Below are 25,920 nucleotides of genomic sequence, written 5' to 3' on the forward strand. Positions count from 1 at the left end.
GAAGCCCCGGTAAACGGCGGCCGTAACTATGACGGTCCTAAGGTAGCGAAGTTCCTTGTCGGGTAAGTTCCGACGTGCATGAACGGCGTAACGACTGGAGCAGTGTCTCAAGGACAGACTCGGTGAAATTGTACTTGTAGTGAAGATACTACAGACCCGCGGCAAGACGGAAAGACCCCGTGAACCTTTACTGTAGCCTGGTATTGACGCCTGGCATATCATGCGTAGGATAGGTGGGAGGCTGTGAAGCGGTGCTTCCGGGCATCGCAGAGCCGACGTTGAAATACCACCCTTGCTATGTTAGTCGCCTAACCGTGACCCGTGAACCCGGGCATGGAACAGTGCTAGGTGGGCAGTTTGACTGGGGCGGTCTCCTCCTAAAAGGTAACGGAGGAGTTCAAAGGTACCCTCAGCGTGGTTGGCAATCACGCGTTGAGCGCAAAGGTAGAAGGGTGCTTAACTGTGAGACTGATAGGTCGAGCAGATGCGAAAGCAGGACTTAGTGATCCGGTGGTTCTGAGTGGAAAGGCCATCGCTCAACGGATAAAAGGTACTCCGGGGATAACAGGCTGATCGCCTCCGAGCGTTCATAGCGGCGAGGCGGTTTGGCACCTCGATGTCGGCCCATCACATCCTGGGGCTGAAGGCGGTCCCAAGGGTTCGGCTGTTCGCCGATTAAAGTGGTACGCGAGCTGGGTTCAGACCGGCGTGAGCCAGGTCGGTCTCTATCTGCCGTGGGCGCAGGAATCTTGAGGGGATGTTTCTTTAGTACGAGAGGACTTGGAAGCACTGACCTCTGGTGTACCGGCTGTAGCGCTAGCTGCACCGCCGGGTAGCTAAGTCGGGAACGGATAACCGCTGAAAGCATCTAAGCGGGAAGCCAACCCCAAGATAAGGATTCCATGGACCTTCGGGTCCGAGAGACCCCTGGAAGACTACCAGGTTGATAGGCCGGGTGTGTAAGCGGAGAAATCCGCTCAGCTAACCGGTACTAACGGTCAATCACTTGACCATATCAATCGGTCGGTTGTATGGGATTTCGCCAAGGTTGGAAACGGCGCTGGATTGAACCAATCTGCTTTTTTTACAAGGTACGAGAATTTCGGCAGGTCCCGAACGGGATAGGCCGATTCACGAACTCCTGGTGACCATGCGGACGGGGAAACGCCTGATCCCATTCCGAACTCAGAAGCTAAGCCCGTCCGGCCGATGATAGTCCTTCGGGGCGAAAGTAGGTGATTGCCAGGTTTATGAGGCCCGTCGGAGAAATCCGGCGGGCCTTTCCTTTTGTGCGAAAGTGTGTTTACGGCAGGGGGGCGACGACAGGCCAGCCGTCTTTCCATTCCATCGTAGAGATTTTCAGATAGGGTCTTCCGGTCTGTCCGTGATAGGCGTGAAAGACGAGGTAATCCTGATCGCCTTCCCGGAACACGGCGCAGTGGCCGGGTCCTTTCCAGTTGTCTGTGGTGGCTTTGATGACCTGTGTGCCGCCGCCTTCGAGCATCGGCACGCCTGTGCGGTCGAAATACGGGCCGGTGACTTTTTCGGAACGGCCGACCACGATGTTGTAGGTGCTGTCAGCCCCGCGGCAGCATAAATCAAAGGAGACAAACAGATACCAGAAGCCGTCCCGCCGGATAACAAAGGGAGCTTCGATTGCTCCTTCGACGGGCGGAGTCTTGTGTTCCGCTTTTCGCGGTCGGCTCGCAAGGGTATAGTGAGCGGTATGTTCGGCGGACAGTTTGCCTGTGACAGGGTCGATTTTGCGCATCTGGATGCCGCTCCAGAAACTGCCCCAGCAAATCCAGATATTTTTGTCGTCTTCGATGACGATGTTGGCGTCAATCGCGTTCCAGTCGTCCTTGCCTTCGGTGGAGCGAAGGACCATTCCGTGATCCTCCCATTTGTACTCCAGGCTGTTTGGGTCGAGGGTTTTATTTGTGGCCAGACCGATAGCGGAATTGTTCTTGCCGAAGGTGGAGATGGAGTAATAGAGATGGTACTTGCCGTTAAAATAGGAGATATCGGGTGCCCAGACACCGCGGGTTCCAGGAATTTCGATAGGGGCCCATTCGGGCAGGGTTTCAAAGACATAGCCGCGCAGCTGCCAGTGCAGAAGGTCTTTGGAGCAGCGGATAGGGACATAGCCTGTTCGGCGGTTTCCGCCGGTACAAAACAGATAGTATGTGTCCTTTTCCTTGAGAAGGACCGGGTCGTGAACGTTTAGGTCTCCTTCCAATTCGAGCATGACGGGCTCTGGTTCCGGCATACTTGCGAAAGAAAAGCCGGTCCATAAGAACACCAGCAAAATGAAAGAAGCGGCTGAAGAAGTTTTGGGACAAGCAGGAATGTTCGGTTGTTTCATTTTTTGCACTCCGAAAAGGTTTTGCCGGGACTTATTGTAGTCGGTAAACTGGGTTTTACAAAAGTGTTTTCAGTAGAGAAAAAATGGAGGATGCAATGAAACATTTGCTGATTTGTATGGCGGGGTTGATGCTGGCGGCATCGATTGCAGCCGGAGCCGACACATCGGACGGCTATGTGCTGGTCTGGGCGGATGAGTTTGAAAAAGACGGCAGGCCGGACCCGAATAACTGGACCTATGAGATTGGGTTTGTGCGGAATGAGGAGCTGCAGTGGTATCAGCCGGAAAATGCCTTCTGTGAAGGGGGAATGCTGATTATTGAGGGCAGGCGGGAGCGAGTCAGGAACCCCAATTACAGTCCGGACAGCCGGTCGTGGCGGCGGAATCGGGAGTATGCGGAATATACCTCCGCCTGCGTAAAGACCTCGGGGAAGCATTCGTGGAAATTCGGGCGGTTTGTGATGCGGGGGCGGATTGACACACGTGCGGGGCTGTGGCCGGCATTCTGGACGCTCGGGTTTGCCCGCGGCTGGCCGGGCTGCGGCGAAATTGACATTATGGAATATTATCGGGGAATGCTGCTGGCGAATGCCTGCTGGGACGGCGGGGGCGGTCGGCCGGCGTGGGATGACCTGAAAAAACCGCTGGAAGAGTTCGAGGACCCGGACTGGTCGAAGAAATTTCACATTTGGCGGATGGATTGGGATGAACAGTTTATCCGGCTGTATGTGGATGATATGCAGCTGAATGAGATTGACCTGTCCAAAACCATCAATCAGGACGGGCAGGGGGCCAATCCGTTTCATGAGCCGCATTCTATTTTGCTCAATTTAGCCATCGGCGGCACGCAGGGGGGCGACCCTTCGGAGACGGGATTTCCGGCCCGCTTTGAGATTGATTATGTGCGGGTGTACCAGAAAAAATCTTAGGGCTTTAAGATGAGGCCGGAAAGACTGGATTACCGCCTTGCTCCTTCGCTGAAGCTACAGAGGATAAGGTGCGAAGACTATACGGCTGGATTCCCGCCTTCGCGGGAATGACAGGAATTTTCGGGAACGACAGGCGTTTGCGGGAATGGCGACGGTTTGTTTCGTACACTTCCGTGACTTTTAGTTGGTTCCGACGGCCTTTGTGATCAAATCCACGGTGTACACAGCGGACGGGGTGTTGATATAAAGGGTTTGCCGCTCGGGGCCGCCGATGCAGACATTGGTGGGGCTCTCGGGCAGGTCGATTGTATCGAGGAGCTGTCCGTCGGGGGCGTAGATTTTGACCTGCCGCCGCCAGGTCAGATAGACATTTCCGCAGCTGTCGAGAGTCATCCCATCGGAGCCGTCGGAGCAGAACAGCCGCTTATTCGTGAGTGTGCCGTCTTTTTGGATGTTGTAGAGCCAGGTTTTGCCGGCGGCATGATCGGCCACATAGAGGAGGGTCCCGTCGGGGTTACCGATGAGTCCATTTGGACGTATCATGTCTTCAATCACGCGGATGACCCGGCGGTCCGGGGTGATGTAATAGACATGCTCGCCGTCCTGCTGCATGTCATCACGACTGCCGTACCGGGGGTCGGTCATATAAACGCCGCCTTTGGGGTCGAGCCAGCAGTCGTTGGGGCTGTTGAATTTTTTCCCGTTGCAGCCGTCGGCCAATGTGATGATGTTTTTTTGGCGGTCAATTCGAAGGAGGCGCCGGGGGCCGGCGGATTCGCAGACAATCAGTGAGCCGTCCGGGGCGACCTGAAGGCCGTTGGAACGGTTGGTTTCGATGTATTTGGAGAGGGTGCCGTCGGGGGAGATTCGGTAAATCAGGCCCGCTGGGATGTCGGAGAAGTAAAGCGTGCCGTTGGGGTCGGCGGTGATGCCCTCGGTGAATTGAAAGCCGCCGGCGATTTTTTGGGGCACAGCAGAAGGACGGACGGGGGAGATTGCAGACTCCGGCTGAGCGGTGATGAAGATGCCCGATAAGAAGAAAAGAATTATTTGCATTCTATAGCTCCTTTCTTTTTGAGAACATTCTATTGCTGAAAAGATGAAACAAAAAGGGAAAAATTAGGTCAGGATAAATAGAAAAAACAATGTGGCTGGCTGCTTTGCATGGTGTCTTTTCCCGATTGAAATGTTTCTCTGCGAAAAAAACAAGCCGAATCGTTTATTGGAACGACTCGGCTTGCTGTGTGCAGTTAAGAGCAGATCAGCAGGTTGTTTCAAAAGGATTGTTTTGAAGCATTTTGAGAAGCTGGTCTTTTTCCTCTGAAGACAGCCCGAAAACATCCTGGAGGATTTTGCTGAGCAGGTCGTAGCCCGTTTGCTCCTTCTTTGTGGATTCATTCTCTTCTTCAGTTTCCCCTTTGTCACTGCTTTGGGCGGGCGGCGGAGGCGGCGGGGGAAGCGGAGACTGGGCAACAAGGGATTCTAATTCTTCACGGCTGACAACGCCGTCACCATCGGAATCGGCCTCGGCGATTTTTTGACCGAAGAGACCGGCTGCATTCAATTCTTCTATGCTCAATACCCCGTCGCCATTTGTATCCAAGTCACCGAGAATTTTGGTGCTGACTTCGGACGGAGCGGGTGGTTGGTTTTGCTGAGCCATCTCGGCATCTGCCCGCGTCAAAAGTTCTTTCAGAGCATTCAGATCCGGTTTCTCTTTGAAATTCGAGCTGGGTGTGATTCCCATTTCTTCCATTTTGGCTGTAATTTTGGCGAGAATTTCCTCCGCGGTAATGGTGCCGTCTTCATCTGTGTCGGCTTGGGCGATTTTTTGGCCGAGTTGTCCGGCATTCGTGAGTTCTTCAGAACTAATACTCCCGTCGCCGTCTGTGTCCAAGGCGTTGAGAATCTTGGAGCTCAGTTCGTTCGGTTCCGGCGGTTTCATTTTCCCCAAGTGCATCATTGAAAGCATCTGACCCGTTCGTTCCACCCCATTGATTTCCATACATTGTTTCCTTTCAAATGATTAACTGTTTCTTCTGGGTTGAAGCACAAGGATGTTGTGCAAAATTTGTTCCAAGGAATTGCAGAGCAATTTTTTTGATAAAAAAATAAGTTTTCAGACGATGCGGCGGATGGGTTTTATCATTTTTCTGTTTTGAACCGGGGAATTTTTTTCCGATGTCCTGGCAATTTTTTCTGAAATACGAACTGTCCGATTGTTTCCGGAAGAGGAAATATAAAGTTGATTGTTGACAAAGGGGTTTGTTTTTTTAGTTTGGTGGAAAAAGAATCAGGACGTTTGGAGAGGACCATTCAACGTGGCGGCAAAGATACTTGACGGCAGGCAGATAGCATCTCAGATGCGGGAAGAACTGAAAGGGCGGATTGCGAAACTTGCTCAGCAAGGGATCCGTCCTGGACTGGCGGTCATTTTGGTGGGAGATGACCCGGCGTCCAAGTCGTATGTGACGGCCAAAGAAAAGGCGTGCGAAGAAATCGGGATTTTTTCGAGCGATAATCGGCTGGCTGCCGCAACGACGGAGACAGACTTGCTGGGGCTGATTGAGCGGTTCAATCGGGACCCAAAGATACACGGGATTTTGGTTCAGCTGCCCCTGCCGAAGCATATCAATGAGGAGCGAATTCTGAATGCGATTTGTCCGGAAAAGGATGTGGATGGTTTTCATCCGGTGAATGTGGGGCGGATGGTGATTGGACAGCGGTGTTTCCTGCCGTGCACGCCGCATGGGGTTGTGCAGATGCTCGTGCGAAGCGGGGTTGTGCTGGAGGGAGCGGAAGTCGTGATTGTGGGGCGAAGCAATATTGTGGGCAAGCCGCTGGCCAATCTGCTGATTCAGAAGGGACGGATGGGAAATGCAACGATGACGATTTGTCATACAAAGACGCGGAATCTGGCCGAGCATGTCCGTCGGGCGGATATTGTAATTGCGGCGGCAGGACGTCCGAGAACGATTACGGCCGATATGGTTAAGGAAGGAGCGGTCGTGATAGACGTAGGGGTTAATCGAGTCGAGGATGCGTCGGCCAAGAACGGGTATCGGCTTGTAGGCGATGTGGATTTTGAGGCGGTCCGACAGAAGGCGTCGATGATTACGCCGGTACCGGGCGGGGTAGGGCCGATGACTATTACGATGCTTTTGTATAATACCGTGGAGTCGGCGGAGCGGGCGGCGGAAAACCGTTGAAGGGCCGATTATTAGAGATGGCTTTCATCCGGCCGGTTGGGTGAAGGAGAGGGGGGTGTGGAAGTTTGGTTCAGCGGGGCGGAAGGGGGCTGTGCCGACGGGGAAGCAGGAAGGGGTTTGGGGTCTCCGAGAGAAATCAGGTACTCGATGGTTTTTCGGGGTTTATCTGCCAGATACTGAAGGGACCATCCGGCCATAAAATGACATATCTTTACGGTTGTAGAGGAGGAAAAGGTCTTCATTTTGTCGAGGGAGATGAACCGCACAAAGAGTTCATGTCTTGAAAAGGGCATGATGCAGACAGCCAAAAAAAGAAAGGAGGCCAGGGTATAGCCGATCAGAAAGCCGAGCAGCCCGCCGGCAGCTTTTTCAAAAGCAACTGGAAAGACGCAGTCGGCCCCGCGGAGAAAGAGGCAATAGCAGATTCCCTGCAGGAGGATAAAACAGGCGGCGGTCAGGAAAAGCATGGCAAACGCGGCATAATAGGGGGATTCCTGAAGGGCCGGGTTGTTTTTCAGCAGGGCCGGAGCGGAGAGAACGGCGATGTAAACCGAAAGAAGAAAGTTGAAGGCGGCGGCGGCCATGATGTAAACGCCTTTTTTGAAGCCGAGCCAGGCGAAAAAGATTCCGAGCAGCAAGGCGGCGAACCAAACCATGTTATCCTCCTAAGTGGGAAGTGACTCGTTTGATTTCCTCGAGGGTGGTAATGCCTGCCAGAACCTTGGCAAGCCCGTCTCTCCGCAGGGTGGCAAAGAAGTCCCGATCACCTTTCTGTTTCATATCGGCCGGTGAGAGGGTGCCGCTGACGAGGGTATGGCGAAGTTTATCGTCCATGTAGGTAACGTCCATGATGGCGATACGCCCGTAGTAGCCGGTACCGCCGCAGCGGCCGCAGCCGCGTGCCTGGAGAATTTTGGTCTGGTCGAGGTTGTTCTGGAGGCAGTAGTTGATTTGGCTTTGGGTCAGTTCGGCGGGCCCTTTGCAGGCATCGCAGAGCCGGCGAACCAGCCGCTGGGAGATAATGACGCTCAGGGCGGAAGCCAGCAGGAGGGGACGCACGCCCAGGTCCATCATCCGAACGAGGGCGGCCATATTGCTGGAGGCGTGAAGCGTGGCCAGCACGAGATGGCCGGTCTGGGCGGCCTGGACGGCCATCGCAGCGGTTTCGGCATCGCGGATTTCACCCACACAGATGACATCGGGGTCCTGCCGCAGGATGCTTCGCAGGGAGGAGGCGAAGGTCACGCCCGCTTTGACATTGACTTCAATCTGGCTGGCATGGGGCAGAACGTGTTCAATGGGGTCTTCGATGGTGACAATATTACGCTCCTGAACATTCATGTTGGAGAGCATGGCATAGAGCGTCGTCGTTTTTCCGCTGCCGGTCGGACCGCAGACCAGAACCATTCCGGAGGGCTGACGGATGATGTTGCGAATGGCCTTTTGGGTTCTGTCGTCCATTCCGATTTCCTCCAGAGACATCAGGCCGCGGGTCTGGTCGAGGACGCGGATGGCCAGCTTCTCCCCGCCGAGGACACCGGAGGATGCAACGCGGAAGTAGATTTCGCCGTTGGGCGTACGGGCCATAAAAGCGCCGTCCTGCGGACGGCGTTTTTCGGCGATGTCCATTCCGGAGATGGCTTTGATGCTGTTGATGACGGCGTTGCAGACTTTGCTGTCGATTTCTTCGTGAACACGGAGCATGCCGTCGATGCGGTACCGGACGGTATAGACGGCGTCGGATTTGGGGTCAATAAGGATATCCGTGGCTCGTTCCTGAAGGCCCTCGAGAATGAGCCGTTCGGTCAGGTCGAGGATTTCGCGATTGGTGCGTCTGCCGGAGGACTGCTGGGCATAGACGTCGGCAAAATGCCGTCCGGCTGTGTCCATTAATTCAATCGAGGGACCGATGGAGGTGATAGGACGGGCCTTGCTGATTGGGTTGGTCCGGAAAACGGCGGCGAGGGTGTATTTAGGCAGCTCGGCCCAGAGGAGTTTGCCGGCCTGAATCTTCTGGACGACATCTACGACAAAGAGGACAAAGAGAACGGCCGGCCCGACAAAGAGGGCGGCCGTATTGGCCAAAGCCCGATATTGGTTGAGAATCAGAGGGCTTTCGTCGGAGCGGCGGACGGAATACAGGCACAAAAAGAACCAGCCGATCAGAAAAAGGACTTTGTAAGGACTGAAAGGAAGAGTCCCGTCCATCTGCCCCCAATCCGCCACAAGCCCGTTCAGATCGGCCATACGACCTTATACACTCCTCATGCCTTTTGTCGCACAATAACCTTCAGTATAAGGTTTATTTTATCCGGCTTGGGAGGCAATATCAATCCATTTATCTTTATCCGATTATTTTGGTCCTCAAAAAGGGTTTGCCGAATCAGGGTGTTTCATCCAGCATAAATCGCTGGCGGATATTCTCCTGCATTTGCTCGATTTGTGTTTTGACTTTCGAGTGCGGCTGATAAATCTGACTGTTTCGCTCTTCTTCTGATTCCGTCGGCATTTGAGCCAGCCCCCGCTCATCGATGACGTAAGGCGTAACAAAGACGAGCAGTTCGTCGTTCTGAAGGACGATGTTGTTGTGTTTAAACAAGCCGCCGACCAGCGGAAGGTCTCCGAGGAGAGGCACCTTCTGGACGATGCTGACATCGTTCTGGAAGAGCAGACCGCCGAGGATGACGGACTGGCCGTCGTTGACAATCATGTGGGTCATTGTATCCAGGTTCTTCCGGGTCGGCTGGGTGTTGACGATTTCTTCCTGCAGCTGCGAGATATTCAGATGAATAGCCATATCAACGGCCTTTTCCGGGGTGATGTTGGGCCGGATTCGCAGGGTGACGCCGACATCCTCAAAGTCAAAGGTGCGCTGAACGGAATTGGTGTTGGTGCGGTCGTAGGAGTCGCCGGTGATGAAAGCCACCTTCTGGGCCTTGACAAACCGGGCTTCTTCGTTGTCTTTGGTCCACAGCGTGGGCTGATTGAGAATCTTGGCGTTGGCGTTTTTGACCAGGAAATCGATCAGCAAATCCGCATTGCTTTCGGCGGAAAGGGCAAAAGACTGCCGGGAATAGGTGGCGGTCAGGTTGTTGAGGATATCGACGGCGTTGACGCCGATGGTGCCGAAGGCACTGGGGTCGGAGGAGAGGCGAACCCCCAGCGAAGTGACGTCGCTGTGGTCGATTTCCATGATGACGACCTTGATCATCACCTGCATGCCGGGCTGATCAAGCTGTTCAATCATCTTGAGGATGTCATCCATAAACTTCGGCGGGGCCAGAACCAGCAGCGCTTTGCTGCGGGCAACCGGGATAAAGCGGACCCGTCCGATGAGGTTGCTGGGCGGCATCTGGTCTTCGCTTTGACGCTGGGTGGTCCACCACGGCCGGATGGTTCCGGCGGATTCCTGCATTTGGGCCTCTGTGGTGGTTGTGGACGTAGATTCGGTGCTGTAGGCGCTGAGCCCCTGTACGCTTCGCTGGATGGTGGCGGTGGTGCCGGCTTCGTTGAGGATGGCGTTCAGCTGCTCGCTGAGCTGCTCGGCATCGGCGTATTTGAGCGTGATGACGCGGGGCACTTCGGCGCCTTCCTGGCCGTCCAAATCCTGCACAAGCCGTTCAATCACATCATAGGCCTCGGGGATTTTGCTGATGACGAGGATTTTTTTGGTGTCGGGAACGGCTTCAAAGGTGAGCATCCCATAGAGGGAGCCGACGATTTTGCTCTTGGTCTGTTCCTGTTCTCCGAACAGAATCCGCAGCAGCGACCGGGAGCCGGAGGATTCGGATTCCTCGCTGAACAGGCGGGTGAGCAGGTCGGCCATTTTGACGGCGTCGGAGTTTTGAAGGGTAATAATGCGGTACTGGTCTTTGCGCAAGTCCAGGGGGATGTCCCATTCCTCTTCAATTTGTTTGGCGATGCGCTGCATGTTCTTTTCGGAGGCAATGACGGTCACCTGCCGCAGCGTCGGATAGGAGATGACTTTGACGGTTTCCTCCGGATTGATGGTTCGAGAGCGGGAGGTGGTTCGGCTGGAGCCCCAGCTGTAGGAGCTGAGGGTTCCGGTCTCGGTCTCATAAAGTCCTTCGATATTCTGCTTAATCTGGTCGGGGTCGGCGTGTTTGAGTTTGAAGGTGCGCTCGATGTAAATGTCTTCTTTGGGCAGGTCAATCTGGGCGATGAGTTTTTCGACGATTTTTCGATTTTCATCGCTGCCGAAGACGACAATCTGATTGGTGCCCTGCAGGGGCTGGACGATGAGGTTGGCCGTCAGGTCTGTGCCGGGCATTTCGCGAAGGGCCTGCGTGACCATCGTGGCGACTTCGCGGACATCGGCGTAGCGAATCTGGAAGACCTGCTGTTTGGGTTCCGTGCTTTCGCCGATGTCGAGTTTCTGGATCCAGGATTCCACAGTCTGCATATCCTCTCGGCTGCACCGAGCCAGAATCCAGTGCTGTTTGGGCATAGCAATCAGCCGGATGGGGATTTCGCTGGTCGGAATGACGACTGCCGGGGCTGCGGAAGTTGCTGTTTGGGTGCCTTCCCGTCCTCGCCCGGGACCGCGGAACCCGCCTTGGGAAGAGGAGGTTCGCTGCGCTTGTGTGGTTTGGCCGAGGATGAGGTTAAGGACCTGGACGACCTCGATGGGGTCGGCGTATTTCAGTTCAAAGATGCGTTCAACCGTTTGGGAGGACTCCGGCACATCCAGCTGGAGGATGACCTGTTCGATGCGGCGTAGATTTTCGACGGTGTCGATGACGGAGATGCGTCCGGTGGATTCATCGGCGGTGACGTGGCCGTATTCTGCGGTCAGGGAACTGACAATCTGAGCCATTTGAGAGGCCTTGTAATTGGACAGCTGGTACCACTTTTCGACAACCTGGGCGGGGTCGGAGATGCGGGCCAGCGGTTCATCTACGCCGAGAGTCGGGACGGCCCCGAGCCGGGCACTGGCTAAGGGCTTTAGGAAGATGGTGCTGCCGGTTTGGTCCACGAGAACTCCGCGAGAATGGAGGGCGGACACGAGCAGGGCCAGGGCCTCCTCGCGGGTGACTCGTTTGGGAGAATAGACAGTAATGCGGGTCTGCATGATTTCATCGTTGACGGGGATGACGGGTTTGTTGGTCCAGTCGGCTAAAATTCGAAGGATGTTTTTCATCTCCATATCACTGAGCTGAACCGATTCCAGTCCGTCGCCTGACTGGTTCGGGTCGGAGCGGCCCATTTCGCCCGGTCGGGCTCCGCGGTCGCCGAAGCCGGGAAATCCGCTGAAGCCCTCGCCGCGTCTGCCGAACCGGGAACGGCGGGACTCCTCCGGCTGGGAGGGCTGATTTTCTGCGGCCGGCTGCGTTGGAGATTGCTCTGCAGCCGGCTGATTGGATTGGGCGGCTGCCTGGGTGGTTTGGGATTCGCCTTGTGCGGGTTCCGTTTTGGCTGATTCCTGTTCAGTCGGTTTGGAGCGTGCCGTCATCCAATATCCGATTAGGAAAAGACCGCAAATCAGAGCAATTACAATCCATCCTGTCTTTTTCATATTCGTAATCCTGTTTTTTAAGATTTTTCTTCTTTATTAAAATCTTTCTCTGCGTGAATGTTGAACAAGTTATTGTCCGCCGGGGTTCTGACCGCCGCCGCGTCGGCCTCGGCCGAAGCCGCCTTCCTCAAAACGGCGGCGCATTTCATTGCGGAGCGCCTCGCGCTCTTCCGGTGTCATTTGTTCAAATCGCTGCCGCATTTGTTCTCTTTCCTCGGGAGACATCATCCATGGAGGCCGTCCGGAGAAACCGCCGAAGCCCTCCGGCGCCAAGCGTGCGGAGGGGCGAGAGCCGCTTTCAGGACCCTGTCGGCTCTGACGCGAGCCGTTGGGACCGCGGGGGGGCTGCCCCTGCTGGCCTTCAGGTCTGTATTCGAACGGATATTGTTTGATTTCCTTGCCTTCCCACAGGAGGGTGACGGAGGTGCTGTCAATCGCGATGACTTTGGCGCCGTTAATTTCTTCTCCGACACGGACCCATCGGTCGCCGAAAAAGGCGGCGTTGCCTAAAAGCTGGGTGGCCTGCGGGGGCTGCGGGATGATTTTGGGTGCGAAGAGGTTTCGTTCCTGCAGGGGTTTGAGCCGTGCGGATGCGGCGGACGCTGCGGCGCGGGCTTCTTTCTGAAGGGTTTCAAACCGTTCGGCGGCGGTTTCCATTCGATGAGGGTTCAAAAGGATTTCACCGGCGGCTTTGACCCAGGTGCCGAGGAGAATCAGGCCGGCGCAAGCCCAGCCGGCTCGGCGGAGCATTTTCATTGAGGTGAGCAGTTTGGGTTCTTTCTGCTGTTTCATAAGAGTATCTCCTTAGCGGCTTGCATAAGTAAAGACGGTGATTTCCCATTCGAGTTTCTGCCGGTCTTTTTGGTCGGGCTTGATGGAGCATTTCTGGACACCGACACAGTAGGGGTTCTGGGGCAGGTCGGCCAGAAGATTGAGAAGCTGCTCATATCGGCCGGTGCCCTGAGCCGTCAGATTGAGCACGATGTATCCGGCGGGGTCGTTGCGGATGGAACGGCCGCGGACCAGCTGCATCCGTCGAGAGACCAGGCCGACTTTGCGGAGCTGGTTGGTAAAGGTCTCCTGAAGGAGCGGGCCCTGCTGGTCGGAGGGTTTAGGCAGTTCGAGGACGGGGACCAACTCCATCAGCCGCTTCTGCTGCTGGGTTTGAGGGCTTTTCGGGTCCAGTTTGAGCAGGGCGGCTTTTTGACGGGCGGACTGAAGCTGCGTTCGCACTTGGCCCCAGGTTCGGGTGAGCGGTTCGACGGCCAGAAAATAGATCAGAATCAGGCCGCAAACTGTCAGGCTGAACAGCACAATTCGTTTTTCTCTCGGTTGAAGTTTTTCGAGCATAGGCATCGGTTATCCGCTGAAGTTTCGATACAGAAAACGGATACGGAAGTTAACTTTTTTGGTTTTTTCGTCGAGTGTGGGCTCGATAAGCTGAACCTGCCGAAACTCATTTCGCTGCTGGAGATTTTTCTGAAATTGATACGCCTGTTCATAGCTGGCGGCCACTCCCCGCAGTTCGACGGGTTTGCCGCGTTCGAAAAGAAACTGATCGAGCAGAAGGCCTTCGGGCTGGGTCTGGCGGAGCAAATCCAGCAGTTCAAGCAGATCCGGCCGGGCGGCGGCGACCTGCTTACGGAACTCCATCATTTGGAGCATCTGCTGAGCAGTTTGGCCTTTTTCCGCCGTGCTGAGCTGTCGCTGAAGGATGCGCAGCTCCGTTTTGTCTTTCCAATAAAGACCGAGGACTACAACGAGGACGGCCAGCAGGATAGAGAGGGCGGTTCGGCGGACGGGGGCCGAGAAGAGCTGCTGTCGAAGCGAAGGAGCCGGTTCGGTCTTTTCGATGGTAAAGTCGAAATCGATAGTCTGTCCGTCCAGAGCCAAAAGAGCCAGGCCGAGGGCTTCCGGACAGTCGACGGCGGTTTCCGGTGTCAGACGGGCCAGACGTTTTATTTTTTCAGGAGAAGGACGGCAGGGCTGAACCTGAAAGTTCTCCTGCCGAAGGTCATCGATGAGCGACGGGAAAGGCTCGACCTGCGTATCGAGAACGAAAATCGGTCTGGAGCGGATTTGGGGTGTGAGAGACTCGAGCATCTGAATGAGATCGGTTTTGAGCAGTTCGAGGGGGGCCTGCGGGTCAATGTCGATGCGGGCTGCGCCGAGAAGACGGCCTTCTTCGGCAAGAACGGCGGAGACCTGATGGGGTGTGAGCTTGAGCAGGACGGCTTCCTGCGGTCCGGGGGCGGGATGGAAAAAGGTCCGCCAGGCGGTCAGCAGTCCGACCAGGTCTGGAGCGATGGACACGGAAGCGTCGGCAGGGAGCGGTTTGGAAACGTGTTCATACAGGTCATTTTTGACGGCTGCCAGGATACAGCGGTTTTCGGAGAGGTTTTTGTCAATCCGCCAGGCCAGCCGCATGGCTGAAACCGGAAGGGGCAGATACCCTTCCGCCTGCGTACGGACGACGGCGACCAGCTGCGGGGCCGGAAGAGACGGCACCTCCAGACGGTAGAATCCGACACAGGACGAGTCGATTCCGACCGCCAGAGCGAGGGCACCGTCGCCGGGATTTGCCGGAATCGCATGGCGGAGGGACTCGGAGACGGAAGAGTTGAGGGGAACAGTTCGGAAATCGTGAACCTCGATTCCCTGCGGGCTGCGGCGGAGCCGTACGACCTGAATCAGGTTATCAGCTGCGGACCATCGCAGGCCGATGGAGGTGTTCGGCATATCGATTTTTTCTTTTTCGGCTGTCAATCCTGAATCTCCTGCTTTTCCTATTGTTCTCTCCAATAAAGGACACGTCCGTTTTGTTCATCCCGATTGAGGATGACCTCGATGGTATATTTTTGTCCGGTGGCATCGGAAACAGCGGTGCTTTGAATGGAAAAGACGCTGGAGCGGACATCGACGAAGTCGATGATTTGCCGGAGGACGGATTCGGTCATTCCCTCGACCTGTGCCAGGTCCTGAAGGGTTTCAAAGCCCGCGGCCCGTCCTTCGCGATAGGTGATGATATTTTCAGCCAGGTCCCGCTGCCCCTCCAGCAGGGCGGTCAGCACAATCAGTCCGGCGGTATTGACGTTGACTTTGCCGGCGGTAACGGTCTGGCTGCTGAAGCCGATGCGGTCGGCATTGGCCAGAACGCTTTGCCAGGAGGGCGTTGTGGCGGAGGTTTGCTGGCCGGTGCGGGTTGACGTCGCGGAAGCGGCGGTTGTGCTGCTTTGGCCGGTGCGTGAAGAGGTTCCGGATGTGCCGGTGCCGGACTGTCGGGAGGATTGCTGGTTTTGGGAACCGGAGGAGCTGGTTCCTGGAGTTGAACCGGTTCCGCCGGAGCCGGACGTGGAGGAACCGGAACCGGTGCGTCCGGAGGAACCCTGGGTCTGGCCGGAGCCGGCGGAGCTGTTTTGCCGGGAAGAGCCGGATTGACCTGACTGACCTGATTGGCCGGACTGGCCGGATTGTCTGCCGGTTTGTCCCGAAGAAGAGCCGGCGGATGAGCCGCCCGCAGATGAACCGGACGAGGTACCGGAAGAGCCTCCTGTTCCGGCAGTCGTGGAAGCCGAAGACGCCGCGGCGGTGGAGGTGGAGGTGCTTTGCGTTAGAGAGACAAGGTTCTGGAAGGGGCGGTTGTTCAGAATCCACTGGGCCTCGTTGCGGCTGAAGGACAGCGAGCTGGTCAGTTCATCCCGCTGGGCCTGGTTGATGTCGATTTTCGGATTGCCTTGGCTGTCGATGTTGGGCTGGGCCGAATGGCAGGTCAGGTAATTCATCCATCCCTCGTTTTCACTCCAGGCCAGTTCGGGCGAGGAGGGACCGTAGAAAATATCCCGGGTGACTCCTTTGACGCGAAGGAGTTCCCGGACAGTCTGGAAAGAACCGTTCCGGCAATAGTAGCCGTTTGGGAGGGTCAGATAGTATCCGGATTCGGCGCCGTCCGTGCGGATTTCTTCATCGGTATCACGCCAGTCGAGGATGCTGCTGAGGATTTCCTGCGTCATATCCGGCAGATAGGCCAGGGCGGTTTCGGAGACGGTGTTGATGTTCAGTTTGGAAGATTCATCGATAACTTTGGCGGTGAATCGGCAGCCGTAGAGCGGGACGTCGACGAGGTCGGCCTCGTTTTGAGCCCAGATATCGAGTTGGGTATCGGAGGCCCGCTCGTCCGACAGAAGCAGGGCCCGGGCGGTTTCGATCCCGGCGCGGGCGGCCCAGCGGCAGCGGATGCGTTCAACCGCCAGCTGGCTGATGCGGCTTTCAAGCATTGTCATTCGGGCGGTGACGACGGCGACGGTAGTCATCAGCATCACCAGCCACAGAACGATGACCAGGGCAGAACCGTTTTTCCGAATTGTTCGGATTTTACTGAACACCGGTTTGTGTTTCTCCTGAAGCGGCGGTATCTGTTTGAGTTGTTGCTGTCGTCGTCGAGGTGTTTTGTCCGAGATGGGGCTGTCCCGGGAAGAACATCCAGATCGTTCTTTGTAAAACTTTGGGCGCCTTGCCGGAAGACGGCTGAGATGTGTTTTGCATTTGGGAGGTGTCGGCGGCCAGCAGGTTGATTAAAACCAGCTGAGGCAGTTCGGTTTCGGTCAGCCAGTAATCCAGCCATTGGCTGCCGTCAAAGTACTGGGCCTGAAAGTCGATAATGGATTCGCTCAAAACGGTCAGAATGCCGCCGGAGGTTTCCTCCCGGTCGACTTCGACACCAACCAGAGGGCAAATCCGACGGACAAAGAGGGTCTTGTCTTCGGACTGGAGCAGGGAATATTCGACCTCGTACAAATCGGATTCTGGGGAATTCGGACGGGCTGGGTCGGTTTGATAAATCCGCATCCGCAGCGAAGGAGGCATACCGATAGCGGGGTCGGCGGCAATGGCCTCAAAGATGACTGAGTCTCGAGCGACGGAGGCCAGATCGCGTTCGAGGATTTCCGCGGCATATCGCAGGGCATCCGCGGCTTCGGAGGCCTGGTCGATGGTGGTCCGCGTCATACTGACGGAACGGAGGCCCGCTACGGCCACCAGCGCCACAAACGCCGTCAAAACGGCGGCCAAAAGTACTTCCAATAATGTAAAGCCGCGTGTTTTCATAAAGAGGTTTCACTCTGGGTTGTTTGCGATTCGGTTGTTGGGGAGGTCTGCTGAGTATCGGGCGGTTCGCAGAAGCGGGTTTGGCAGCGAATCGAATGGACTTTCGAACCGGACTTCCAGGAAACGACAATTTCCACGGAATACAAATAAGGTATATCGAGTTCTTTGATTTCGGCCTGCCAGGAATAGGATTCATCCTGAGAGAACTGCCCGGCGAACTGCCCGAGTTTCTGGAAGGCGGAGACCCCGTAGGCATCAATGAGTTTAAGCTGCATGTCGGCCAGCTCCCAGGCACGTTCGGTTTCCTGATCGAGCCGGACGGTCTGAACACTTCGGCTGCTCAGGGCACCGAGGGTCATTACAGCGCCGGCCAGCAGTGAGGAGGCCAGAATGGTCTCAAGCAGATTAAATCCGGAACGAAATGGAACGGTTTTGGTGCTCATTGGACAGCGGATTGCTCCTCATCTAAATCCACACGATCCAGCAGAAGGGTCGTCAGCTCGCCGGAGGTTACTTTGACCCGTCCGGTGATCTGATGGATGGTGACAGCGGCCTGATTTTTTCCGTCTGACAATTGGATGACAGCGGTTTTGGCGGAACCATTCGGCTGAAATTCGATTTCAAGGGCATCGGTCGGCTCGTCGCTGAGAATTAGGATTTGTTCGAACGAAACGGAGCTGGGCAGCTGGACGGTTTTTATCGGGGCTGATGCGGAGGGATTTTCCTGCGATTCAGAGGGCAGCATGGAGACTTTTTTGTTTTCGCGGTCAAGAGTGAGCCGGCAGGGCTGTCCGGACTGGACGGCCTGGATGCGGGCGGCTTTGGCGGTTAAGGCAATCTCCTGGGCCGCCTGAAGAAGTCTGGTTTTGGACTGGTTGCGGAGCATCAGGGCGGTGCTTGCCAGGGCTGCAGCGGCGATGACCGCCGCGACGGCCAGCAGCTCAATCAGGGTAAAACCATTTTGTTGAAGCGTTTTTTTCATTATTTAGTCATTGACAATATCTGCATTCTCGCCTTCTCCGCCTTCCACACCGTCGGCACCGAGGGAGATAAGGTCGTAGCTGCCGACGTTAATGGTGCCCGGTTCGATGTAGAGATAAGGACGTCCCCATGGGTCGAGGATTTCGGACTGTTTGAGGTAAGGGCCGGCCCATTTGTCTTCCACATCCCGCGGGGCGGTCAGAAGGGCTTCGAGTCCTTCGCTGCCGGCAGGCAGGCGTCCGCAGTCATACTGAAACTGGGCGATGGCCTGTTCGATGATGGCCATTTTGCCCCGGGCAATGTCCTGTTTGGCTTTGCCCAGTCCCCGAAAGGCCCGCGGAACGACAAAAACCGCCAGCAGGGCGATAATCATCGCCACAGCCAGCAGTTCAATGATGGTAAATCCTTTTTGTTTTCGCTTCATTTTTTTGGGTTCCTTTCCTTGTTTCATCGCTAACGGCTGAAGACGCTTAAATCCATTCCAATGACGGGCAGGAGGGTGGCGGCGATCAGGAAAAAGATAACGGCAGCCAGCATCAGAATCAGCAGGGCCGGCACGAGCGACATATACCGCTGCAGGGTGGAATCGGCCTGTTCGTCGAAGGTATCGGCGGCCTGCAGGAGCATTTCATCGAGCTTGCCGGTTTGTTCACCGATGGAAACGATTTGAACCAGCAGAGGGTCAAACAGACCGGATTGCCCCAACGGTCGTGCCAGGTCGCTGCCCGCTTTGACCTCCTCACAGACATGGTCGATTTGCCGGGCAAGCACCTCGTTGCCGAGGGTATCGCGGACGACGCGAAGGGCTTCGAGGATGGGGATGCCGCATTTGGTCAGGGAGCCGAGGGTCCGGGCGAAACGGCCGACGGAAAGGGTTCGGAGAACCGGTCCCAGCAGCGGAACCCGCAGTTTGAAGGCATCCCATTGAAGCAGGCCTTCGTCTGTGCGTTTCCAGCGGAGGAAGGCATAAAGAGCCGCGGTCAGTCCGGCAGCCAGAAGCCAGCCGTAATAGAGCAGAAAATGGCTGGTGCCCATCAGGATTCGCGTCGGCAGGGGCAGCGCAGACGGTTCCGTGCCCAGGGCTTCAATCAGCTGGGGAAGAATCCAGACCAGGATCACAATGATGGAAATCAGTCCGACCGTCAGGACAAAAATCGGATAGGCCGAGGCGTTTTTGAAGCTGGACTGGATTTTGTGTTCACGGGACAGCAGCCGGACCAGCTGCTGCATGGTGTCTTCGAGGATGCCGCCGGTTTCGCCGACCTGGACCATCGAACGGTACAAGGCGGGAAAAACAGCAGGGTATTCGGCCATGGCTTCGGACAAGGAGCGTCCGGAACGGACGGCCTGAGCCAGCTGTTCGAGAATCCGCCGGATGGGCAGTTTGTTTTGCTGCTGGGCGACAATTTCGAGGGTCTGGAGAATCGGCAGTCCGGCCCGCAGCGCCGTGGTGATTTGTTCAGTGACCAGAAGAATATCTCGGCTGCTGATTCGGTTTGAGACAAAAAGGGGCTGTGTTTCCTGCAGGGGGGCCGCCTGAGGGGCTGCGCCCGGCACGGCTTCCTGGATTTCGAGGGCAAACTGTCCCTTCTGGGCCAGCAGGGAGATTGCACTCTTTCTATCCACGGCTTCAATGATGCCGGCGGCGGGTGTGCCTTCCTTTGAAACTGCCTTGTACGAAAACCGAATCATCCGAAGATTCCTGTTTTTTTATGAAGTTTCGACAGGGGCGGTACCGCTGCTTTCGGCGCGGTCTTCTTCTTCCATTCCCTGTGTGACGCGCAAAACCTCTTCCGGAGTTGTGATGCCCTTGAGGATTTTCTGGATTCCGTCGTGACGCATGGACGTATGGTCCTCGGGTGCGGCTTGGAGGATTTGGTCGGTTGTGGGCCGCTGGGCGATGAGTTTTCGCAGAGGTTCCGTGATGCGCAGCAGTTCAAAGATTCCGATTCGGCCCTTCATTCCGGTCTGGCTGCACTCTTCACAGCCGCGTCCGTGGTAAAGAACGGCATCAGGCCCGATGGAGATGGAGTTGGTGAGCGTTTCGAGCAGATGCGGGTCGGGGGTGTAGCGTTCTTTGCAGAAGGGGCAAATCTTCCGCACGAGCCGCTGTGCCAAAACACCTTCAAGGGAGCTGGCCAGCAGGAAGGGTTCCACGCCCATATCAATCAGCCGGGTGACGGCTCCGGCGGCATCGTTGGTGTGAAGCGTGGAGAAGACCAAATGGCCGGTAAGGGCGGCCCGAATGGCGATGTCGGCGGTTTCGCGGTCGCGGATTTCACCGACCATGATGATATTCGGGTCCTGGCGGAGGATATGGCGAAGCCCCCGGCTGAAAGTCAGTCCGCGGCGGGGGTTCACCGGCATCTGGATGATGCCTTCCAGCTGATATTCCACCGGGTCTTCAATCGTAATAATCTTCAGGCTCGGGTCGTAGATTTTGTTCAGGGCGGCATAGAGCGTCGTGGTTTTTCCGCTGCCGGTCGGGCCGGTCACCAGCACAATCCCGTGGGCCTTCGTCAGGCAGTGGGTGAATCCCTTGAGGGTCTCTTTGTCCATCCCGAGGTCTTCCAGCGGAATCAGGGCGGTGCTGCGGTCCAACAGACGCATGACCACGGATTCGCCGAAGATGCTGGGGACGGTGGAGACTCGGATATCGATTTTGCCGCGGGCGGTCGGAAACTCAATATGCCCATCCTGCGGGATAAACCGCTCAGCGATGTTCATATTGGCCATGATTTTGATGCGGGAAAGAATGGCCGCCTGAAGCCGTTTGGGAGAGGCGGATTTTTCAATGAGCATGCCGTCGATGCGGTATTTGATTTTGACGGAGTTTTCGAACGGCTCAATGTGAATATCGCTGGCGCGTGCCTCGATGGCTTCGAGAATAATCAGATTGACCAGGTTCACCAGGGAGGGTTCGCGGGCCAGTTCGTGGAGTTTGGCAGGTGTCAGTTCCCCGTTGGTTTCGATTTCGGCGGCAGAGCCCTTGTCGGCGGGGGCCAGGTCTTTGAGCATCCGTGCGACGTTGCTGCCGTAATATTTCAGGATGGCCTTCTCCAGTTCCATCGGGCTGCTGTAGCAGCGGCTGATGCTGCATCCGGTAACCAGCCGAAGGTTTTGAAGGGCTTCCGTGTTGAAGGGGTCGGCCATTGCCACGGTCAGTCGGCCGTTGCTTTGTTCGAGAGGAAGAACGTTGTACTGAGTGACTATTTCCGGAGGTATTTTCTGAAGAACATCCGGTTTTATTGAGATGTCATCCAGATTCCTTTTCGGAATGCCAACTTGTTCGACAAGGCATTCGATGAGCTGCCGGTTTGTGATGGTTCCAGATTCAAGGAGAATCTGGCCGATTTTTTTTCGAGAGCGTTTTTGAGACTCGAGAGCGGCAGCCAGTTGTGAATCGTTTATAAGTCCTTGTTGACAAAGAATTTGGCCTATTTTTGTTCGCACGTGTATTCCCTGCTTTTTCTCAATTTCTGAGGCATCTTCCTTATTTATATTTATAGACTTTGATGAATAGACAAGGTTTGCTGGAGGCCCTGTCCCGGGAAGATAGACGTATGAAAAGGGGGGTTTGTTTCGAAAACTGTTTTTTTTGAACGGTTTTCGGGATGAAATTTTTAAGTCTTTAATATAAAAGGGCTTATAGACAAACGAATATAGCCGAGTGTCCGGGGACACTCGGCCATATTCACAACACCTCCTCCAGTGCTAACGAACGTGTGTCTTTTCCTTGTTAACGCTCCAGTGTAGAACGTATCATAAGTTCGTTGTTTGCTTTCCTGGCCTGCAGGTCTATCCTGATACGCGTTTGAGTCGAAGCAGAACAGTCCCGGCAGCTAACAGACACACTGTTGTTGGTTCTGAAATCGGATTATCCCCCGGTACCGGAAAATCCTGATCCGGGTTGTCCCCGGGAACAGGGAAGGGGTCATTTTCTTCTTCCGGCAGGTTGGGCCACGTGTAAGAAGCGTACTCCATTTCCGGATAGTAGGTCATCATTTCCCCGCCGCCACCGACCGCCAGAGGAGTCTGAACGGCTCCCCCCTGCGGGGCGCCCGCCGGCAATGAACGGCTGACTTCGAGGGGGATTTCAAATTCGTCTCGCTCATAGACGGCGATGACGATTTTAGGGGCGTCCACACGCATTTGGGTTGCCATACTGGCCGGGTTGCTTACATCGCCGAGCCAGTAAAGGAAACGATAGCCCGGCTTGGGCATCGCCGTCAGCGTTACGGTGGCGCCGACCGCCAGTTTGTGGACGCCCAAGCCGGGGTTAACCGTTCCTGCGTGAATCGGACTTTGTTCAATCAGCACGGCATAACCGTTCTCATCCGTGTCGGCTGCGAACGCAGCGGCCGCTGCAGCCAGCAGAACCGCCAGCGCGAATCCCTTCATCCCTTGGTTGAATGCTGTTTTCCGTTTTTCGGACATTTGGGTCTCCCCAGCCGATTGTAAGTTTGGAACATTCGTTGGCATTTGTCGGGATTAATGGATTTTTCGGACGGCCGCCGAGGCCAATCCGATGCTAAGAATCAGCAGAGTTGCCGGTTCAGGAATCGGATTGCCGTTGTCTTCATTGCCGGGGACGGGAATACCCTCATCCTCCGGCGGGAACAAATTATAGGTTCCGACTTGAATCGGACTGTTGCTCCGGACCAGCAGGAAAACGGAATGTTCCCCCGCCTGGATGTTCTGGGTTTCGAACAGCCAGTTGCCCTCCGTTCGGCTGACATTGAAAAAAGCCGAGGAGGCATCCACGCCGGAGACGGTATTGTTCGTGCCGATGTAACTGTTTGGATTGTCGGCGGGAATAGCCCCGTCGCCAATCTGTTTAATCACAAACGCGGTCAGAGCGGCATTGGAACTGCCGGAGTTGTGGAAGATTTGGTACGCATAGATGTAGCGTCCGGTTCCGGGGGCCGTTCCTGTGAATTCGCTCGGATAAGCGGAGGTGTCGTACACGGCGAATTCAATGCGTCCGCTGAGGACCTGACCGTTTCCGAGATTGACGTTGTAGTACGTTTTCCCGGAGTAATAAGAACTGTCCGGCAGGTAGGTAAGGGCTGCCTGCGCCGCCGGGCTGGCGGCAAGCATCCCTGTAAGAAAGAGCCATAAACAAGTCGTTTTGATTCGGGTCATATCAATGACCTTCTCACTTTTAGAGTTTGGATTGTTTCGTCGAGGATGCTGTTCATCATTCATTCAGCGTTTCTCTTTCGAGAAAAACGGCTCAGCAGGCTCCCTGCAGCCAGAAGCAGTGCGGTCATCGGTTCCGGGACAATTGGCGTGAGTACCTTGCCGACCAGGAAATTGTATTGACCGGCTGTAATACCGGCTAATGAACCGTCTGCTTCAGTGGGCTTTTGGGGACTGATGAACCAAAGCGTTGCGGAGGTGTCACCCGGCTTGAGGGGGTTCTTGAAGAACGCCTCAATGCTTTTAATTGTGCTTTCGACAGGGTCATTTGTGCTTTCGACAGGGTCATTGACCGATTCCCAGACAAAAGGAGTTTTGCCGTCTACATCCCATCCATAAGCAAGAATCTCCACGTCTGGTAATATCTCCACGGAGAAAAAGCTGAGATTGACGCATGCATCGGAGATTAGATAGGTGTAGAGATAGGTGTAGATGTAATTGCCTTGGTAGTTGTGTTCTTCGCCGGCCAGATAAACCCGGCTGAGTACCTCGGCGGCTCCTGTGCCTGAACCCGGCACAAAGGTGTCACTTAGAGAGGCATAGAGGGTGCTTCCGTCAGTGATCCCTGCGAAAGCGATGGGTGAAACCAGCAACGCCAGAAGAACGATCCAGCATTGCCTTAGAATCGGTTTCATAGTGTCTCCCCTTAAAGAAAGAATTTAACACGTTCGACTGCACAGACTGCAAACTGCACACACACTTCCTGAAACACACACAAAACGCACACTGCACCACACACACACGCTATTTTTACTCGAACCCGCCGCACGCCGGCGAATTCGAGCACCACACCGTTTTGTGCGGAAAGGGTTGCACTGTTCAAAACAGGCGCAGACTCTCTCCGGCTCGTGTTTCCTCTTCCTCTAAGAAAGCGTCCTATCCTCCCCACTTCGAACGGTAAGATGTGTCCTTACATCCGCAGACAAAACCTTGTCAAAAAAAGGTGCAGGGTCAAAACACGTTCACTCGGCACTTTCAATGATCCTGCTTCTCTTTCCTCGACCTCCCCAAATTGGATGATACTGGTATTTAACCAGATTGACGGTTTGGAGTCAAGAGAAAAATTTTCAAAAATCAAAAAAGTTTTTTCTCTTTCATATCGGCGTTTTTTTCGGACGTGCCGAGGGCGGCCCTTCGAAAAAAATGCTGATGCGGAAATGGAGCCGACAGGGCCGTCTAAGGAATCTGCATCTGTTTCCGTCGTTTTCCGGGGACGGGTTTGCCCTGAAGGTAGCGTCCGATATTCCGAACGGCTTGACGAAGCCGGTGTTCGTTCTCCACCAGGGCGATGCGCATGTGGTATTCGCCGTTTTCTCCGAAGGCGCGGCCGGGGGCCATGGCGACATATGCATTTTCGAGCAGCTCCATCGCAAAATCGATGCTGCCTTTCCCTTTGGAATGTTCGACGGGAAATTTCGTCCAAACAAACATCGAAGCGCGGGGGACATCCACTTCCCACCCGATTCGTTTGAGGCCTTCGCAAATGATATCGCGTCGGGCCTGATATTTTTCGTTTTGAATTCGGATGTGGTCGTCGCAATGACGCATCGCGATAATGCTGGCGATTTGGATGGGCTGGAAGATGCCGTAGTCGTAATAGCCCTTAATCGTAGCCAGGGCCTCAATCATTTTTCGGTTGCCGGCGGCAAACCCGATTCGAAAGCCCGCCATTCCATAGGGCTTGCTGAGCGTGGTGAACTCGACGCCGACGTCTTTGGCGCCCTTGGCGGACAGGAAGCTGGGGGCTTTGTAGCCGTCAAAGCAGGTCTCTCCGTAGGCGAAATCGTGAATGACGGCGATTTGGAAACGCTTGGCCAAATCCACAACGGTTTCAAAGAATCCTTCCTCGACGGTCATTCCGGTTGGGTTATGCGGATAATTGAGAATCAGCAGTTTGGGCCGCGGGAACAGGTGCTCGCAGACCATCGCAATGGTATCCAGAAACTTCTGGTCATTGCCCAGCGGGACGGTGATGACATTCGCGCCGGCCAGAGCGACGCCGTAAATGTGGATGGGGAAGGCCGGGTCGGCCACGACAGCCGTATCACCCGGGCCGAGCATTGCCAGACACATATGGCTGAAGCCCTCTTTGGAGCCGATGCAGGCGAGGACTTCGGTTTCCGGGTCGAGGGAGACATTCCATTTTCGCTCGTATTTAAGGGCCATCTCGCGGCGGAGATTGAAGATGCCCTTGGAGGCGCTGTAGCGGTGGTTGCGCGGGTCGCGCGCAGCCTCGCAGAGTTTGTCGATGACCAGGTCCGGTGCCCCGTCCATCGGGTTGCCCATGCCGAGGTCGATGATGTCGATGTCCTGCCGGCGTTTTTCGAGTTTAAGGGCGTTTAAGCGTCCGAACAAATACGGCGGCAGCCGTTTGATTCTCGAAGAAGGTTCAATTACAAACTCGTCCATTTTTTGTGGTCCGTTTTTTAGGTTTTGATTTTTGATTTTCCAATTTAACCGATAAGGCGGCTTTTGTAAACCATCGGCATACAAGAAGAGAAAGGTTTGATTTTTCGATTTGCCGATGCGGAAAATCTGTATAGAATGTCCGAAACTTGCAGGTCTTGTCCGATTGGAAAGATTTCGGATTGCGGA

Annotated in this window: 22 protein-coding genes and 2 rRNA genes; 4 read left to right on the plus strand and 20 right to left on the minus strand. The window is 55.3% G+C overall.

Annotated elements, in window-relative coordinates:
- A 23S ribosomal RNA gene (locus tag PKY88_11490) occupies positions 1-1,014 on the plus strand; the annotation flags it as partial.
- A gap of 126 nt (positions 1,015-1,140) precedes the next feature.
- Positions 1,141-1,248 (plus strand): 5S ribosomal RNA (gene rrf / locus PKY88_11495).
- 55 nt (positions 1,249-1,303) lie between these two features.
- Here rrf and PKY88_11500 read toward each other — a convergent pair.
- Positions 1,304-2,269 carry an arabinan endo-1,5-alpha-L-arabinosidase gene (locus PKY88_11500; protein HOQ05826.1) on the minus strand — a complete coding sequence of 322 codons (966 nt, stop codon included), beginning with the start codon at positions 2,267-2,269 and terminating at the stop codon, positions 1,304-1,306.
- Between the two features lie 191 nt (positions 2,270-2,460).
- Here PKY88_11500 and PKY88_11505 point away from each other — a divergent pair, with 191 nt between their 5' ends.
- Positions 2,461-3,294, plus strand: a complete 834-nt coding sequence (locus PKY88_11505) for a glycoside hydrolase family 16 protein (protein HOQ05827.1) — start codon at positions 2,461-2,463, stop codon at positions 3,292-3,294.
- A 180-nt stretch (positions 3,295-3,474) separates the two neighbouring features.
- On the opposite strand, the gene PKY88_11510 is transcribed toward PKY88_11505, so the two are convergent.
- Together PKY88_11510 and PKY88_11515 are read right to left on the minus strand one after the other, a co-directional pair.
- Entirely contained in the window at positions 3,475-4,350 is an 876-nt protein-coding gene (locus PKY88_11510; GenBank protein HOQ05828.1) for an SMP-30/gluconolactonase/LRE family protein, read from the minus strand.
- Positions 4,351-4,555: 205 nt separating this feature from the next.
- A complete protein-coding gene (locus PKY88_11515; protein ID HOQ05829.1) occupies positions 4,556-5,299 on the minus strand; it encodes a hypothetical protein in 744 nt (247 codons plus the stop codon).
- Between the two features lie 316 nt (positions 5,300-5,615).
- On the opposite strand from PKY88_11515, the gene folD reads away from it, so the two are divergent.
- A complete protein-coding gene (gene folD, locus PKY88_11520; protein HOQ05830.1) occupies positions 5,616-6,503 on the plus strand; it encodes a bifunctional methylenetetrahydrofolate dehydrogenase/methenyltetrahydrofolate cyclohydrolase FolD in 888 nt (295 codons plus the stop codon).
- 11 nt (positions 6,504-6,514) lie between these two features.
- Here folD and PKY88_11525 read toward each other — a convergent pair whose 3' ends face one another.
- From PKY88_11525 to PKY88_11605, 17 genes are all read right to left on the minus strand, one after another.
- On the minus strand, positions 6,515-7,159 hold the full coding sequence (locus PKY88_11525) for a CvpA family protein (GenBank protein ID HOQ05831.1): 645 nt from the start codon (positions 7,157-7,159) through the stop codon (positions 6,515-6,517).
- A gap of 1 nt (position 7,160) precedes the next feature.
- A complete protein-coding gene (locus tag PKY88_11530; GenBank protein HOQ05832.1) occupies positions 7,161-8,750 on the minus strand; it encodes a GspE/PulE family protein in 1,590 nt (529 codons plus the stop codon).
- A 136-nt stretch (positions 8,751-8,886) separates the two neighbouring features.
- Entirely contained in the window at positions 8,887-12,039 is a 3,153-nt protein-coding gene (locus PKY88_11535) for a secretin N-terminal domain-containing protein (GenBank protein ID HOQ05833.1), read from the minus strand.
- 69 nt (positions 12,040-12,108) lie between these two features.
- A complete protein-coding gene (locus PKY88_11540) occupies positions 12,109-12,831 on the minus strand; it encodes a hypothetical protein (protein HOQ05834.1) in 723 nt (240 codons plus the stop codon).
- Positions 12,832-12,843: 12 nt separating this feature from the next.
- A complete protein-coding gene (locus tag PKY88_11545) occupies positions 12,844-13,395 on the minus strand; it encodes a hypothetical protein (protein ID HOQ05835.1) in 552 nt (183 codons plus the stop codon).
- Between the two features lie 3 nt (positions 13,396-13,398).
- Positions 13,399-14,805, minus strand: a complete 1,407-nt coding sequence (locus tag PKY88_11550) for a PilN domain-containing protein (protein ID HOQ05836.1) — start codon at positions 14,803-14,805, stop codon at positions 13,399-13,401.
- Positions 14,806-14,825: 20 nt separating this feature from the next.
- Positions 14,826-16,421 (minus strand): type II secretion system protein GspK, encoded by a 1,596-nt coding sequence (locus PKY88_11555; GenBank protein ID HOQ05837.1) that lies wholly within the window; start codon positions 16,419-16,421, stop codon positions 14,826-14,828.
- Positions 16,411-17,142, minus strand: a complete 732-nt coding sequence (locus tag PKY88_11560; GenBank protein HOQ05838.1) for a prepilin-type N-terminal cleavage/methylation domain-containing protein — start codon at positions 17,140-17,142, stop codon at positions 16,411-16,413. The genes PKY88_11555 and PKY88_11560 overlap by 11 nt, the downstream gene beginning before the upstream one ends.
- Positions 17,139-17,585, minus strand: coding sequence for a hypothetical protein (locus PKY88_11565; protein ID HOQ05839.1), 447 nt, complete (start codon positions 17,583-17,585; stop codon positions 17,139-17,141). Before PKY88_11565 ends, PKY88_11560 begins: the two co-directional genes overlap by 4 nt.
- On the minus strand, positions 17,582-18,124 hold the full coding sequence (locus PKY88_11570) for a GspH/FimT family pseudopilin (protein HOQ05840.1): 543 nt from the start codon (positions 18,122-18,124) through the stop codon (positions 17,582-17,584). Before PKY88_11570 ends, PKY88_11565 begins: the two co-directional genes overlap by 4 nt.
- Before the next feature lie 3 nt (positions 18,125-18,127).
- Positions 18,128-18,547 (minus strand): type II secretion system major pseudopilin GspG, encoded by a 420-nt coding sequence (gspG, locus tag PKY88_11575; protein HOQ05841.1) that lies wholly within the window; start codon positions 18,545-18,547, stop codon positions 18,128-18,130.
- 29 nt (positions 18,548-18,576) lie between these two features.
- Complete coding sequence (locus PKY88_11580) at positions 18,577-19,815, minus strand: type II secretion system F family protein (GenBank protein HOQ05842.1); 1,239 nt, start codon at positions 19,813-19,815, stop codon at positions 18,577-18,579.
- Positions 19,816-19,833: 18 nt separating this feature from the next.
- On the minus strand, positions 19,834-21,576 hold the full coding sequence (locus tag PKY88_11585; GenBank protein HOQ05843.1) for an ATPase, T2SS/T4P/T4SS family: 1,743 nt from the start codon (positions 21,574-21,576) through the stop codon (positions 19,834-19,836).
- A 345-nt stretch (positions 21,577-21,921) separates the two neighbouring features.
- A complete protein-coding gene (locus PKY88_11590) occupies positions 21,922-22,560 on the minus strand; it encodes a hypothetical protein (protein HOQ05844.1) in 639 nt (212 codons plus the stop codon).
- Between the two features lie 54 nt (positions 22,561-22,614).
- A complete protein-coding gene (locus PKY88_11595) occupies positions 22,615-23,331 on the minus strand; it encodes a PEP-CTERM sorting domain-containing protein (protein ID HOQ05845.1) in 717 nt (238 codons plus the stop codon).
- Complete coding sequence (locus tag PKY88_11600) at positions 23,328-23,960, minus strand: PEP-CTERM sorting domain-containing protein (GenBank protein HOQ05846.1); 633 nt, start codon at positions 23,958-23,960, stop codon at positions 23,328-23,330. Before PKY88_11600 ends, PKY88_11595 begins: the two co-directional genes overlap by 4 nt.
- Positions 23,961-24,501: 541 nt before the next feature.
- Positions 24,502-25,734: an aminotransferase class I/II-fold pyridoxal phosphate-dependent enzyme gene (locus tag PKY88_11605; protein HOQ05847.1), complete on the minus strand. Its 1,233-nt coding sequence runs from the start codon at positions 25,732-25,734 to the stop codon at positions 24,502-24,504.
- Positions 25,735-25,920 lie beyond the last annotated feature (186 nt).

Source organism: Anaerohalosphaeraceae bacterium, assembly GCA_035378985.1.
Lineage (GTDB): Bacteria > Planctomycetota > Phycisphaerae > Sedimentisphaerales > Anaerohalosphaeraceae > JAHDQI01.